Below are 13037 nucleotides of genomic sequence, written 5' to 3'. Positions count from 1 at the left end.
GCCAGTGTAAAAGATGAAGATGACAGAAATATGACAAAGCCACCTGCAAGAGGTGGCTTTGTGACTTGCTAAAGGTAAATGCTCTTATTGAGCTTTTACAGCAGTACGGCTGCGGATGGTTTGCAGTACCTGAGCGCGCTCGCTGTCAGACAATGGGATCAGGCCAGCTTCTTCCAGCGGGCTGCCAAAACCGGCGTTGCCTTCAGATACGAAGAACTCAGCAAACTCTTGCAGGCCTGGGATCACGCCGATGTGCTCGCCTTTGACGTAGAAGAACAGTGGACGCGATACCGGGTAAGTACCAGCAATGATGTTGTCGATGGTGGGTACTACGCCAGATACGGTCGCTACCTTGATACGGTCACGGTTCGACTCGTAGAAGCTCAGACCAAAAACACCAATGGCATCACGCTGCGCTTGCAAACGGGCCAGAGTTTCGGTGTAGTCACCAGCGATTTCGATGATACGACCATCGGTACGCATCGCCAGACAGAAGTTGTTGCGCTCAGAACGGTCCATCGCTTGCACTTCAGAGAAGGTGTTGCAGCCGTCCAGAATCACGTTCTCTTCGTACACTTCACGGGTACCGTGGTTGGAGCCAGGGATGGCCAGAATGATTTCCTGGTTTGGCAGTGAGCTGTCAATCTGATTCCAGCGGGTGTATGGGTTGGCAACCATGCGGCCGTTTTGTGGCACTTGCGCCGCTTGGGCTAAAAATACATGTTTAGGCTCCAAGTGAAAGTCACCGGCATCAATGCGTGAGGCAAACACAATGCCGTCGTAACCGATTTGCACTTCAATCACCTGATTGACGCCGTTCTGATGGCAGTTGGCCAGCTCGTTTGGACGAATGGCGCGTGACGAGTTTGCCACGTCGATGGTGTTGGCGCCTACACCCTGACAGAACTGACGCAGACCACCGCCTGAGCCGCCTGAACCAACCACAGGGGTACGGAACTGGGCGAAGTTGTTACCGAACTCTTCTGCAGCAATGGAAGAGAATGGCAATACGGTGGATGAGCCTGCCACCTGAATGGTGTCACGTGCAGCCTGCACGTTGAAAGCTAAAGTCAGAGCAGCAGCAGTCAGAGCTACCTTGGTCAGTTGGTTCAGTTTCATAATAGAGTCCTTAGTCGGGCTTAAGTTGTTGTCAACGCGCTTAGTCTGCAGCGCTTATATGTCAGGAATATGACAAAATAAATTTTTACGCTTTAAATTGCTGCCAACCCAATGCCAACTGCTCCGCCTGCTGGTTCAGCTCGGTGCTGGCCGATGCAGCATCGCTGGCCGCGGCTGACAACTGGGTGATTTCATGGTTGAGCTGGTGAATATTTTCGGCCGTACTGCCAGCCACTTGTTGCTGCTCATCGGTGGCGGCAAAAATCTGCTGAGTGACCTCTGCCATGCCAGCGATGGCCTGACGGATGTCGGCAAAATGCTGCTCACTGCGCTCCGCCAGGCTGACACTCTGCTCCGTTTGCTGGCGAGCCGTCGCCATCGCCTCAGCTGCAGAGCTGGCTTGCTGCTGCAACTGCTCGATCATGCTGCGAATCGATTCGGTGGCCTGATGGGTATTGGCGGAAAGCATGCGTACTTCATCGGCGACCACCGAGAAGCCCCGACCGGCTTCACCGGCTCTGGCCGCCTCGATGGCGGCATTCAGTGCCAACAGGTTGGTTTGCTCCGAGATCTTGCGGATCACATCCAGCACTTTGGAAATTTCGTTGGAGTCTTGCTGCAGTTTCAGCACCACCTCCGATCCTTGAGTGACCTGACTGGCCAGCTGCTGAATGGTTTGCATGCTGTGCTGCACCACCTGCTGGCCGGTATCGCTCAGGGTGCCTGCTTCACTGGCTTTATCGGCGCCACTTCGCGCCAGCTCCGCCACCTGGCGAACCGCCATGCTCATTTGTTCCACCGCGGTGGCCAGCAAATCGGCCTGAGAGGCCTGGGTTTGAGTGCCGCTGCGAATATCGCTGCTGCTGCGCTGCACCTGAAGCGCCTGAGCATTGAGCTGCTCAGAGCCCTGCGATAACCCCTGGATCAGCTGCTGCATATGACTGAGCATGGTGTTGAGCGCTTTGGCCGCCGCACTGATTTCATCCTGCCCCTGCTCAGGGGCCCGCAGCCGTAAATCCGAGCTGGCGGCAATTTGCCTAAGCAACTGACTCAAGCCATCCAGCGGCTTGCGGATGGATCTTTGGATGGCCCAGATAAAGAGGCTCATCAGCAACAGCAACAGCAAACCGCCCAGCAGGTAAGCCAGACTGAGTCGTGCGGTTAATAAATCGGCGTCATCTCTTACCAGAGCAGCGGCTTCAATTTGCTGTTGCACAAAGGCATCGACCAGGGCACCAAAGCCATTGATGTGTTGCTCAATTTCACTGCTGACCGTCGACTCGTTCAGGATCCGCACCAACAGCGCATCGGTGCCAGCCGGGCTTAACCACTCGCGGTATTTGCCGATGGCCGCTGCAAAAGCTTGATCAAGCTCGGCGTAGCCTTCCTCGGCAGAACCGGGCCGCATGCGCTCGAATGCTTGCCAGTGTTGCTCAGCCTGAGCCAGATAGCTTTGCACCTGCTGCTCGGTGGCTTCTGCAGAGGCCCAACCGGTGCGGTACTGCCGAATGGGGGCCAACGCACTTTGTTGCAGCAACTGCTGCGCGCCCATCACATCGGCTAAAATGGCCAGGTGTTCATCGTACAATAGGTGGAAGTAGCGATCTTTGGTGCTGGCGACCCAAAACGAGGACAACAGCAACAACACAATCAAGGCAAGCGGGATCCCTCCCAATAACAACACCCGGGTTCGAATCTTCAGGTTAGACAGCATGGGACAACTCACTAGGTTGGCGGGGATGAGCCGATGCTAGCGCCTGAAGATGGCATTTTTATGACAAGGCGCCCAAACGTCACAAAACTGTCATTTGACATTCGAAATTTCATATATATGATTTCGTGCATATCCAACAATTGGAGACACGCATGACGGCCAGCAAAAGCATCATTTTTATTTGCACTGAAAATTCGGCCCGCTCTCAACTGGCAGAAGCCTACTTTCGCGAACAAGCCGGTGATCGTTTTATGGTGGCAAGTGCCGGCACAGCACCAGGTCAGATTGACCCTCGGGTCTTCAGCACCTTAGAAGCCAGGCAAATTCCAGCCAACACCCTGCGCAGCAAGTCTTTGAGTGAATTTTCAGATCACCATTTTGATTATGCGGTGCTGCTGTGTGACAAAGCCAGGCAGGAATGCGTGCATCAGCTCAGTGCAACGGAAATTTTAAGCTGGGACTTTGAAGATCCGAAACCGAAAAAAGGCCAGAAACCTTTTGATGTGGTGCTGAATGAATTATCCGAGCGCATTAAGTATTTTTTATTGTTTCAGGATAAGTGAGCCAACCAGCATGCAACCTTTAGCACTTTTTAAAGCTTTGTCCGACGACACCCGGCTGCGTATTTTGCTGCTGATTGTGCAGGAGCAGGAGCTTTGCGTCTGCGAGCTAACCTGTGCACTTGGCTTGTCGCAACCGAAGATTTCCCGCCATCTGGCCTTGCTGCGCCAGCTGGGCATTTTGAGCGACCGCCGTCAGGGCCAGTGGGTGTTTTACCAACTGCACCCACAGCTGGACGACTGGGCGCTGACTATCTTGCAACAAACCCTCAGCGCCAATCAGGCCTTGCTCAACCACAACCAGCAGCAACTGGCGCAAATGGGCGATCGCCCCGAACGCTCCAGCCAATGCTGCATCGCTTCTTGTTAATTTTTTCTAAGGAATCATCATGACCATCAAAGTAGGGATCAACGGCTTTGGCCGTATTGGCCGGCTGGCCCTTCGCGCCGCTTTCGACTGGCCGGAGTTTGAATTTGTCCGTATCAACGATCCGGCGGCCGATGCTGCCACCTATGCCCATTTGCTGAACTTCGACTCGGTGCATGGCATCTGGCGGCACAATGCCACGGCCGACGGAGAAAGCATGCTGATCAACGGTCAGCGCATTTTGGTGACCGCCAACAAAGCCATCGCCGATACCGATTGGTCGGACTGCGATCTGGTAATTGAAGCTTCCGGCAAGATGAAAACCGTCGCTGCGCTGCAGGCTTATCTGGCGCAAGGCGTGAAACGGGTGGTGGTCAGTGCGCCGGTCAAAGAAGCCGGAGCGCTCAATGTAGTGATGGGTGTTAATCAGCAGCGCTATAACCCGGCCGAGCACCGCATTGTGACCGCGGCCTCCTGCACCACCAACTGTCTGGCTCCGGTGGTCAAGGTCATCCATGAGTCGCTTGGCATCAAGCATGGTTCCATCACCACCATCCATGATTTAACCAATACCCAGAGCATCATGGATACGCCGCACAAAGATCTGCGCCGCGCCCGCGCCTGTGGTAGCAGCCTGATCCCAACGACCACCGGCTCTGCCACCGCCATCATTGAAATTTTCCCGGAGCTAAAAGGCCGGCTGAATGGCCATGCGGTAAGGGTGCCGCTGACCAATGCCTCCCTGACCGACTGTGTGTTTGAAGTGGAGCGCGCCACCAGCGCCGAAGAAGTGAACCAATTGCTAAAAACCGCTGCCGAAGGTGAGCTGAAAGACATTCTGGGCTACGAAGAGCGGCCGCTGGTGTCGATTGATTACAAAACCGACCCACGCTCCAGCATCATTGATGCGCTATCCACCATGGTGGTGAATGGCACCCAGGTGAAAATTTATGCCTGGTACGACAACGAATGGGGCTACGCCAACCGCACCGTTGAGCTGGCCAAACTGGTGGGCCTGAGCGATCAGCCCAACAACCAAGCCGGAGCCTGATGCCATGCTAAGCCAGCTGAGCCCGGCCATTCGCCAGTATTTAGTTGTTACTGGCAATTACTGGGCTTTTACCCTGACCGATGGCGCCCTGCGTATGCTGGTGGTGCTGCACTTTTACAGCCTGGGCTACGATGCTCTCAGCATCGCCATGCTGTTTTTGTTCTACGAGTTTTTCGGGGTGGTGACCAATCTGGTCGGCGGCTGGCTGGGCGCCCGCATTGGCTTGAATAAAACCATGAACATCGGCTTGCTGCTGCAAGTACTCGCCTTGTCGATGCTGCTGCTGCCGGCCGAGTATTTAATCGTGCCCTGGGTAATGGCGGCTCAGGCGCTGTCCGGTATTGCCAAGGATTTGAACAAAATGAGCGCCAAAAGCAGCATCAAGCTGCTGGTGGCCGATGCCGAGCAAAGCACTCTGTACAAGTGGGTGGCCATTTTAACCGGCTCGAAAAATGCGCTCAAAGGCGTCGGCTTTTTTATCGGTGGCTTGCTGCTGGCGCTGATTGGCTTTTGGTGGGCCATTTTTACCATGGCCGCCCTACTGAGTCTGATCTGGCTGCTCAGCATCAAGTTGCTGAAACGCGATCTTGGCAAAAGCAAAGCCAAACCCAAATTTCGTGACATGCTGTCGAAAAGCCGTGCCATCAACCTGCTGTCGGCTGCCCGGATGTGTTTGTTCGCAGCGCGGGATGTCTGGTTTGTGGTGGCGCTGCCGCTGTTTTTGGCCAGTCAGTTTGACTGGGATCACTGGCAGGTCGGTGGCTTTTTAGCACTTTGGGTGATTGGCTATGGTTTTGTGCAAAGCCAGGCACCACGCCTGACCGGCAAAGCCAACAACCGCACGCCGGATGGCAAGCAAGCGGTGTTCTGGGCGCTGCTGCTGTGCGGCCTGCCGGCTGCCATTGCTCTTAGCATTGAGCTGAGCTGGCAGGTCGGCCCGATGCTGGTTGGCGGCCTGCTGCTGTTTGGCGCTGTCTTTGCCATCAACTCCTCCTTGCACAGCTATTTAATTGTCAGCTACGCCGGGCGCGATGGTGTCTCGCTCGATGTCGGCTTTTACTACATGGCCAATGCCATGGGCCGCTTAATTGGCACTGTGCTATCCGGCTGGCTCTACCTGCACGCTGGCCTAGCGGCCTGTCTCTGGGTGTCCAGCGCTATGCTGGTCGCGACAGTATTGATTTCACTGGCGCTGCCGAAGCACCACAGCGCATTGCCCTCAGGCTAACCCCGCATCAATTGATGCCGGTACAAGGCGCGCACAAGATCCTGCTTGCAGTGCAGCACCAAGAGTACATAAAGGTGCTCGCCTTGTTGGCGATACAGCAATCGGTGGTCCTGATCCAGCCGTTCCCGCAGCATCAGGCCATAATCGGCCAGCAGGGGGTTAAAGCGATAACGATCCGGGGCCGCTAAAATGGCCTCTACATTCTGCTGCAAATACGCATCCACCCAGGCGGCAGCCGCCTCAGGGCCTTTAAATTCTGCCTGCCAGGATTCGATATCCTGCAAACAGCGCAGGGCTGTTTGGGTAATATAGAGCGCCAAGCTAACGCCTGGCCGCACGCAGTTGTTGCAAAGCTTGCTCCGGGCTAAGGGTATCCCCCTGCCGGATATCCTGCTCTGCCATCATCGCTAAGCGCAGCAGCGCCATCGCCTGTCGCTCACGTTCCTGTGCGGCCAACTCCTCAGCGCGCTCAGCAGCCGTCTGGATAAACAGCTCCGCCACACCATTGCGCGTCACGTAGCAGCCACCACGAAAAGTATCCGGCGCACCCAACGCTTCACGCGCACTTTTTTGCGACATGGTATTCGTGCTGTACTTTGCTGTTATCTCACTCATTTGAGATCTCTCGTGCCTTAGGGCGTGTTGACCTTTGCTGTTTGTTTTTGCAGCTGCTTGGCTGGTATTTATACAAGGCAAAGGTTGTAAGGTGTAGTTATTCTACATGAAACAAGCTTTAACGCAGTAGAAATGCCAGCCAAGCGCTGCCCGAAGGGTTCGTCTGGCGACGCTCTGCTCTTTGTCACTCGTCACTTATTTAGAATAACTAAACTACGCTCCTCGTTTCGCGATCAAAGCGCCGCCAGAGCGAACAAAATCTAAACAGCAAAGGTCAACACGCCCTAGCCTTTTGTAAGCTTAATGCACCCTAAATCAAGGATCAAATTAAGGACAAATTTTTCCCCTCTAGTGCCTATTGCTCAATAAAAAACCTGCCTTAATGGCAGGTTTTACGAATCAGCAAGACCGTGTTTTTCCTGACGACTCTGCGAAACAGCAGGGAGGCCGTTTCAGGATGGAAACCAATTAAATAATACGTTTCCGTATCGCCGAGGAGATTTGCTCGCAAGCGATTACCACCACCAGAATCACCAGAATAATGGTCAGCGCCTGGTCGAAACGGAACATCCGCATCGCGGTCGACAGCTCCACCCCAATACCGCCAGCTCCCACCAGACCCAGCACCACTGCAGAACGAATGGCTTTTTCCACACTGTACAAGCTTGTGGCGGTCAGGGACGCCATGGACTCCGGCATAATGGCGCCAAAGATGACCGACGTTTTGCCGGCACCGGTTGAGGTCAGAGCTTCTGACGGGCCCGGCCGGATTTCTTCAATCCGCTCAGAGAAAAAGCGCGCGCAAAAGCCGATGGTGTCCATCACAATCGCCAGAATACCGGCCAAAGGGCCTAGACCCACCGCCACTACGAAGATCAGCGCCCAAATCAAATCGGGTACCGTCCGTAAGGTACTGACAATCAAACGCGCCGTATTGCGAATCATGCCATTGGGGCAAGTATTGCGAGAGCACAACAGCGCAAAAGGTACGCTCAAAATAACGCCAAAAAAGACCCCAACAATGGCCATATTCAGCGTTTCCAGCATGGCGTACAGGATGTTTTCAATGCGGGAAAAATCCGGTGGAAACGCCTGAGCAAAGAAAGTGCCCATATTGGAAACGCCTTGTCCAAGACGATCCCAGCTGACTTCAGCCGAAAGAAAGCCCTGAATAAAGAAAGCGGCAAAACCAATCAAGACCACCCAGGCAAAAACACCGGGTGAACGAAAACGTGGCGGCATGGCCGGGTTGGATGATGCATCGGACTGTGACATAACGAAATCTCTACCTGTTAAGTGAATGGGATCAGCCGACAGCTTCGGCCGGTGTCAGCGCAGGAGCCGCTTCCTCTTGCTGCTGTTCATCCGTCTTTTCATGGATGTACAAGGACTCCAGCTGCTCTTTGCTGATCTGCTCCCTGTTGGCATCGATCTGGACTTTGCCATCCATCATGCCAATAAAGCGATCACCGTATTGCAAGGCGACATCCAGATGGTGCAAGGTGCAGACCACGGTCAGCCCCCGCTCTTTGGTGACTTCCCACAGCAGTTCCATCACTTCACGGCCCGACTTCGGATCCAGGCTGGCAATGGGTTCATCCGCCAGCACGATCGGCGGCTCTTGCATTAACATCCTCGCGATGGCGACCCGTTGCTGCTGGCCTCCGGACAGCTGATCGGCTTTTTCGCCGGCTTTGTGCGCCAGTTTGACCCGCTCCAGACAGGCCATGGCTTTATCCCGGTTGGCTTGGCTGGCAAAAGGAGCCATGCAGCTCAACAGGCCAAAACGCTCTTTGCCTAGGGCGCCATAGAGCACATTTTGAAACACACTCAGATTGCCCACCAGGTTAAAGCGCTGAAACACCACCCCAACCTGACTGCGCATGGCCCGCACTTCATGACGTTTGGCCTTGATCATCGACTGCCCCTGAATGTGGATATCCCCGGAGTCAATCGGCGTCAGACCACAGATGCTGCGCATCAGTGTGGACTTGCCACATCCATTGGCGCCCAGCAGAATGACCCCTTCGCCTTGCTGCACCGACAGGTTGATGCCCTTTAAGACATGATTCTCTGCAAAGCGCTTATGCACGTCGCGGACACTTATAACAGACATAATTCGTACCTCAGAACAGAAACGGGCTGGCATCAGGCCAACCCGTTCATCATCAAAAAAACCATTAATCTAGTGGGTAACCCACCAGAGCATAAGCGCGGGTGATGCGGTCGTATTCGGCTTCAGTCAAGTCGTTGACGAAACGGGCCCCCCGGTACTTTCTGCGCTCCCCCGGATTTAAAATGGCGTCTAACAGAGCTTCGCTGTGCTCCATCATCTTGTCGCTGACATAAGCCACGCAGCTGTCGTCAATACCACCCCGCGCGACAAAAATATCCCGTGGCATGGTGTCGCTTTCAGCAATCACCCGGTAACGGCCATTTGGATCGCGTTCCTGCAAGCGCTCAACATCACGGACACCGCTGCCCATGGCGTCGACATCGCGGTTGATCAAAGCTTCAAAGCGAGCGCCATCCAGCAGCATCAAACGCAGGTCACGGTTGATGTTCAGGCCGGCTTCGTGCAGCATTTTGCTGGGCACAATGTGGCCGGTGGTTGAGCCTGGATCTTTCAGTGCAACCCGCTTGCCTTTTAAGTCCTGCAGGCTGTAAATGCCGCTGTCTTCGTGCACGACAAAGGCAGTGCCGTAGTTGGTGCGCTCAATACCTACCATCATTTTGACGGGCTGACGCGCACGCATCACGGCGTACTCCGATGGGCCGGCCAGGATCATATCCACCTGATTGAATTGCAAGGCATTGACGGCAGCAGTGCGATCACTCACCGGAAAGAAACGCACCTCCAGTCCCAGCACTTCCGTCAGTTTTTGCTGAAACTCGCCATAAGTCCGCACCATTTCTTCCATGCCTTCGATGCCGGTATCGGCAAAACGTAAGGTGGCTGGACAGCTGGCTGGTGCCGAAGCAAGGGCCGGCAGCGCCGTAAATGAAGAGACAGCAACCAGGGTTGCCAGCAGTTTTTTGATTGTCATAGCAGTAGCTCCGTGTGTTGAATTAATCAGCAATTGTTAACGAAGCACCCTAACGACCAAAGATGACATTAAGATGACAACTGCACGAAAGCTTTAGGCGCCTCTTCACTGTCATTTAATTGTCATCTAACTATCGTAAAACTGTCACAGTGCTGCGCTTTAATGGGCACCAGTTTGCTAGTGTCCGTTCCGGTTTGCCTGAGCGTGAGCAGCGAAAACCAAAACCAACCACTCAACTTGCTTATGGGATCCGTATGAAAACTCCATTTAAAATCACTGCCGTAGCTGCTGCTGTTGCTTGTGTTACTTTTGCTGATTTCGCTTTGGCGAAGGACGTCAATGTTCGTGGCCGGATGCATCTGGATACTGCAGCTTATGACTCCGATGTCACTGAACTGGGTTCAAGCACCGCGGTTCGTCGTACCCGTCTGGGCATGAATGGCAAACTGAACGACACCTGGTCTTTCCAGATTGAGTACGATTTTGCAGAAAACGGCACCAGCGCCAACGACGTCTATCTGCGTCGCTCACTGTCCGGTGGCAATCTGACCATTGGTCAGGTCAAGGTCCCTATGGGCCTGAACGAGCTGACCAGCTCCAACGCCATCACCTTTATGGAGCGTGCCTCCAGCAGCAACATCACCGCTGACAGCCGTCGCCTTGGTGTGCGTTATGACCGCGCTGCCGACAACGTCTTGTTCCAGAGCATGCTCTATACCCGCGGTATTGGCAGTGGTCGTGACTCCAGCTCTGATGCCCCTATGGGTGTTGCCGGACGTCTGGTATTCACCCCGGTGACCGGTGACAACCTGCTGCATTTAGGTGTCTCAGTCGCGGCTGAAGATCGCGGTGATTACAACAGCCTGCGCTACCGTGACCGTCCTGAGATTCGCCCGGCCGATATCCGTCTGATCGATACCGGCAACCTGACCGATGTTGACTCCACCTTCAAATACGGCCTGGAAGCAGCTTACCAGGCGGGTTCTTTCTCTGTTGAAGCTGAGTACCTGTCGAACACGGTTCGCCGCAGCGACAACGACAACGTCACTTTCGATGGTTTCCATGTGCAGATGAGCTACATTCTGACTGGCGAAAAGCGCGGTTACCGTGGTGGTAACTTCCGCGGTGTCAGCCCGAAAGGCGATGGCGGCGCCTGGGAAGTGGCTGTGCGTTACAGTGAAACCAGCCTGAACGATGGCGCTGTGGTTGGCGGTGAGCAAAGCAACATCACCTTTGGTCTGAACTACTACGCAACCTCCAATGTCCGCTTTATGGCCAACCTGATTTTTGCCGACATCAAAGACGGTGTGAATGGTGACGAGAAGCCAAAAGCCCTGGCACTGCGTGCTCAGTTTGCGTTCTAATCGCATCTCCAAGGGATGAAACAAGCGGAGGCATGACCTCCGCTTTTTTTATGGTTATTTCGCTCCTTTAGCCTTTGGCAGGCGCTTTTTTGCTTGATCTCTGGTCCGGACCCGCTAAAATACTGTATAAATAAACAGTCATTTTGTGGGTAATGCCATGGCAGCGGCAAGCTTTCGCAGTGAACAAGGGTTGGAGTGGCTGGGCGCACCCGATGCCGCCAGCAGCCGTGCCTTGCCGATGTATTTAAATACGGTGGCGGCGGGCTTTCCTTCGCCGGCGCAGGATTATCTGGAAGGCTGCCTGGATTTGCACGAGTTGCTGATTCGCCATCCTACCGCGACTTTTTTTGTCCGGGCTAGGGGCGATTCAATGCGCGGCGCCGCTATTTTTGATGGCGATATCCTGCTGGTAGACCGCGCTTTGCAGGCGCAGCATCAGGATATTGTCATTGCCAGCGTCAATGGCGATATGACCGTCAAGCGCCTGTTGCTCAAACCCGAGCCGATGCTGCAAGCGGCCAACCCGAAGTACCCGCCGATCCGGCTGGACGAGGGCATCGATTTTGAGGTGTTCGGCGTGGTCAGCAGCGTGATCCATCAGCTCAGGCGCTAAGCCATGGCAAAGCTGCCGCTTCCTGAGCGTCGTTTTGCGCTGGTCGATTGCAACAACTTTTATGCGTCTTGCGAAAAGCTGTTCCGCCCCGACTTAAAGCATCGCCCCTTGGTGGTGCTGTCCAACAACGATGGCTGCATCATTGCCCGCTGCGCCCTGGCCAAGCAGCTTGCTATCCCGATGGGGGCACCCTTTCATCAGCTCAAAGCCCTGTTAAAACAGCAGCAGGTAGCAGTGTTTTCCTCCAACTACGCGCTTTATGGCGATCTGTCGAGCCGGGTGATGCAAACCCTGGAACAGCTGGCCCCCAAAGTGGAGATTTACTCCATCGATGAGGCTTTTCTGGAGCTATCTGGCCTCGATTTTTGCCAGAACCTGAGTGACTTCGGCCAGCACATCCGCACCACCATCAAACAGCAATTGGGCTTGCCGGTTTGTGTCGGCATCGGCCCCAGCAAAACCCTGGCCAAGCTGGCCAATTACGCCGCCAAGAAATACCCGCAGTTTGAGGGAGTGCTGGACCTGAGCGAACCGCACAAGCGACTGCATATTCTAGCCAGAACACCGGTGCAAGAAGTCTGGGGTGTTGGCCGCAAGCTGGCCGAGCACTTGCACGCCATGAAGATCGAAACCGCACTGCAATTGGCACGGGCCTGCCCGCAGCAAATCCGCAAGAAGTTTTCGGTGGTGCTGGCCCGCACTGTCAATGAGCTGAACGGCCTTGCCTGCCTGGCGCTGGATGAGGTGCAGGAGCCCAAGCAGCAGATTATCAGCAGCCGCAGCTTTGGCCAGCGTGTGACCGACAAAGGGGCCATGCAGCAAGCGATTAGTCTGTACCTCAGCCGGGCCGCCGAAAAGCTGCGGGCCCAACAGAGCCTGGCGCGTCGGCTCAGTCTCTTTATTCGCAGCAGTCGCTTTGAGCAAAAAACACCGTTTTTCGGTGATCAAGCTTGTTTGGAGCTGACAACCCCGAGCAACGACAGTCGGGTACTGCAACAGGCAGTGATGCAGCTGCTGGACAAGATTTGGCGCCAGGGTCCGGCCTATGCCAAGGCCGGCGTGGTGCTGAGCGATCTTTGCGCCATCCAGGGCCTGCAAAGCCAGCTATTTGCACCGCCCCCTTCGGAGCGCAGCCAACGCTTGATGGCCACCATTGACCAACTGAACCAGAAACACCGCGGCAGCGTATTTATTGCCCGGCAAGGCAAAGATGGTGACTGGCAGATGCAGCAAAAGTTTCTGTCACCGGCCTACACCACCCGCTGGGATCAACTGCCGGAAGTGCGCTAAACATTTATTGTTGTTTTCCGGCAGCTGCTACACTTTAATTAAACATCAATAAACCATTCTTGCTTCAAG

General features: G+C 54.8%; 14 protein-coding genes. 7 read left to right on the top strand and 7 right to left on the bottom strand.

The genetic code is table 11. The features are described from left to right. Positions 1–84: 84 nt before the first annotated feature. Complete coding sequence (locus tag Q3O59_RS09385; RefSeq protein WP_305945336.1) at positions 85–1119, bottom strand: substrate-binding domain-containing protein; 1035 nt, start codon at positions 1117–1119, stop codon at positions 85–87. An 85-nt stretch (positions 1120–1204) separates the two neighbouring features. Then, positions 1205–2833 (bottom strand): methyl-accepting chemotaxis protein, encoded by a 1629-nt coding sequence (locus Q3O59_RS09380; RefSeq protein WP_305945335.1) that lies wholly within the window; start codon positions 2831–2833, stop codon positions 1205–1207. A 152-nt stretch (positions 2834–2985) separates the two neighbouring features. Here Q3O59_RS09380 and Q3O59_RS09375 point away from each other — a divergent pair, with 152 nt between their 5' ends. From Q3O59_RS09375 to arsJ, 4 genes are read left to right on the top strand one after another with little or no spacing between them, the layout of a single operon-like run. Then, positions 2986–3396, top strand: coding sequence for an arsenate reductase ArsC (locus Q3O59_RS09375; RefSeq protein ID WP_305945334.1), 411 nt, complete (start codon positions 2986–2988; stop codon positions 3394–3396). A gap of 10 nt (positions 3397–3406) precedes the next feature. Next, entirely contained in the window at positions 3407–3763 is a 357-nt protein-coding gene (locus Q3O59_RS09370) for a metalloregulator ArsR/SmtB family transcription factor (RefSeq protein WP_305945333.1), read from the top strand. Between the two features lie 19 nt (positions 3764–3782). Beyond that, positions 3783–4811, top strand: coding sequence for an ArsJ-associated glyceraldehyde-3-phosphate dehydrogenase (locus Q3O59_RS09365; protein WP_305945332.1), 1029 nt, complete (start codon positions 3783–3785; stop codon positions 4809–4811). Between the two features lie 4 nt (positions 4812–4815). Further along, the gene (gene arsJ / locus Q3O59_RS09360) at positions 4816–6039 is read left to right on the top strand and encodes an organoarsenical effux MFS transporter ArsJ (RefSeq protein ID WP_305945331.1); all 1224 of its coding nucleotides are present in this window, start codon (positions 4816–4818) and stop codon (positions 6037–6039) included. Here arsJ and Q3O59_RS09355 read toward each other — a convergent pair. The 5 genes from Q3O59_RS09355 to phnD form a co-directional block, all read right to left on the bottom strand. Further along, positions 6036–6359 carry a type II toxin-antitoxin system RelE/ParE family toxin gene (locus Q3O59_RS09355; RefSeq protein WP_305945330.1) on the bottom strand — a complete coding sequence of 108 codons (324 nt, stop codon included), beginning with the start codon at positions 6357–6359 and terminating at the stop codon, positions 6036–6038. The two genes, arsJ and Q3O59_RS09355, sit on opposite strands and share 4 nt — an antisense overlap. A 1-nt stretch (position 6360) precedes the next feature. Further along, complete coding sequence (locus tag Q3O59_RS09350) at positions 6361–6654, bottom strand: hypothetical protein (protein ID WP_305945329.1); 294 nt, start codon at positions 6652–6654, stop codon at positions 6361–6363. 468 nt (positions 6655–7122) lie between these two features. Next, positions 7123–7929: a phosphonate ABC transporter, permease protein PhnE gene (gene phnE / locus Q3O59_RS09345; protein WP_305945328.1), complete on the bottom strand. Its 807-nt coding sequence runs from the start codon at positions 7927–7929 to the stop codon at positions 7123–7125. Positions 7930–7960: 31 nt separating this feature from the next. Next, positions 7961–8770 carry a phosphonate ABC transporter ATP-binding protein gene (gene phnC / locus Q3O59_RS09340; RefSeq protein WP_305945327.1) on the bottom strand — a complete coding sequence of 270 codons (810 nt, stop codon included), beginning with the start codon at positions 8768–8770 and terminating at the stop codon, positions 7961–7963. 64 nt (positions 8771–8834) lie between these two features. After that, on the bottom strand, positions 8835–9701 hold the full coding sequence (gene phnD, locus Q3O59_RS09335; RefSeq protein ID WP_305945326.1) for a phosphate/phosphite/phosphonate ABC transporter substrate-binding protein: 867 nt from the start codon (positions 9699–9701) through the stop codon (positions 8835–8837). Between the two features lie 254 nt (positions 9702–9955). Between phnD and Q3O59_RS09330 the strand changes: the two genes are divergently transcribed. The 3 genes from Q3O59_RS09330 to umuC all read left to right on the top strand — a co-directional run bounded on the left by Q3O59_RS09330 (position 9956) and on the right by umuC (position 12968). Beyond that, positions 9956–11065: an OprO/OprP family phosphate-selective porin gene (locus tag Q3O59_RS09330; RefSeq protein WP_305945325.1), complete on the top strand. Its 1110-nt coding sequence runs from the start codon at positions 9956–9958 to the stop codon at positions 11063–11065. Between the two features lie 157 nt (positions 11066–11222). Beyond that, a complete protein-coding gene (umuD, locus tag Q3O59_RS09325) occupies positions 11223–11678 on the top strand; it encodes a translesion error-prone DNA polymerase V autoproteolytic subunit (RefSeq protein WP_305945324.1) in 456 nt (151 codons plus the stop codon). Positions 11679–11681: 3 nt separating this feature from the next. Further along, positions 11682–12968: a translesion error-prone DNA polymerase V subunit UmuC gene (gene umuC / locus Q3O59_RS09320; RefSeq protein WP_305945323.1), complete on the top strand. Its 1287-nt coding sequence runs from the start codon at positions 11682–11684 to the stop codon at positions 12966–12968. The last annotated feature ends 69 nt before the right edge of the window (positions 12969–13037 follow it).

This window comes from Alkalimonas delamerensis (assembly GCF_030717955.1).
Lineage (GTDB): Bacteria > Pseudomonadota > Gammaproteobacteria > Enterobacterales > Alteromonadaceae > Alkalimonas > Alkalimonas delamerensis.
Note: the sequence above shows the minus strand (reverse complement) of the source record. Positions and strands in the feature narration are given on the sequence as shown.

What these genes read in the sequence shown, in the direction of transcription:
- phnD (WP_305945326.1), bottom strand. Translation starts at nt 9,701, where the DNA reads ATGACAATCAAAAAACTGCTGGCAACCCTGGTTGCTGTCTCTTCATTT.
- umuD (WP_305945324.1), top strand. Translation starts at nt 11,223, where the DNA reads ATGGCAGCGGCAAGCTTTCGCAGTGAACAAGGGTTGGAGTGGCTGGGC.
- Q3O59_RS09370 (WP_305945333.1), top strand. Translation starts at nt 3,407, where the DNA reads ATGCAACCTTTAGCACTTTTTAAAGCTTTGTCCGACGACACCCGGCTG.
- Q3O59_RS09365 (WP_305945332.1), top strand. Translation starts at nt 3,783, where the DNA reads ATGACCATCAAAGTAGGGATCAACGGCTTTGGCCGTATTGGCCGGCTG.
- phnE (WP_305945328.1), bottom strand. Translation starts at nt 7,929, where the DNA reads ATGTCACAGTCCGATGCATCATCCAACCCGGCCATGCCGCCACGTTTT.
- Q3O59_RS09350 (WP_305945329.1), bottom strand. Translation starts at nt 6,654, where the DNA reads ATGAGTGAGATAACAGCAAAGTACAGCACGAATACCATGTCGCAAAAA.
- arsJ (WP_305945331.1), top strand. Translation starts at nt 4,816, where the DNA reads ATGCTAAGCCAGCTGAGCCCGGCCATTCGCCAGTATTTAGTTGTTACT.
- Q3O59_RS09375 (WP_305945334.1), top strand. Translation starts at nt 2,986, where the DNA reads ATGACGGCCAGCAAAAGCATCATTTTTATTTGCACTGAAAATTCGGCC.
- Q3O59_RS09330 (WP_305945325.1), top strand. Translation starts at nt 9,956, where the DNA reads ATGAAAACTCCATTTAAAATCACTGCCGTAGCTGCTGCTGTTGCTTGT.
- umuC (WP_305945323.1), top strand. Translation starts at nt 11,682, where the DNA reads ATGGCAAAGCTGCCGCTTCCTGAGCGTCGTTTTGCGCTGGTCGATTGC.
- Q3O59_RS09385 (WP_305945336.1), bottom strand. Translation starts at nt 1,119, where the DNA reads ATGAAACTGAACCAACTGACCAAGGTAGCTCTGACTGCTGCTGCTCTG.
- phnC (WP_305945327.1), bottom strand. Translation starts at nt 8,770, where the DNA reads ATGTCTGTTATAAGTGTCCGCGACGTGCATAAGCGCTTTGCAGAGAAT.
- Q3O59_RS09380 (WP_305945335.1), bottom strand. Translation starts at nt 2,833, where the DNA reads ATGCTGTCTAACCTGAAGATTCGAACCCGGGTGTTGTTATTGGGAGGG.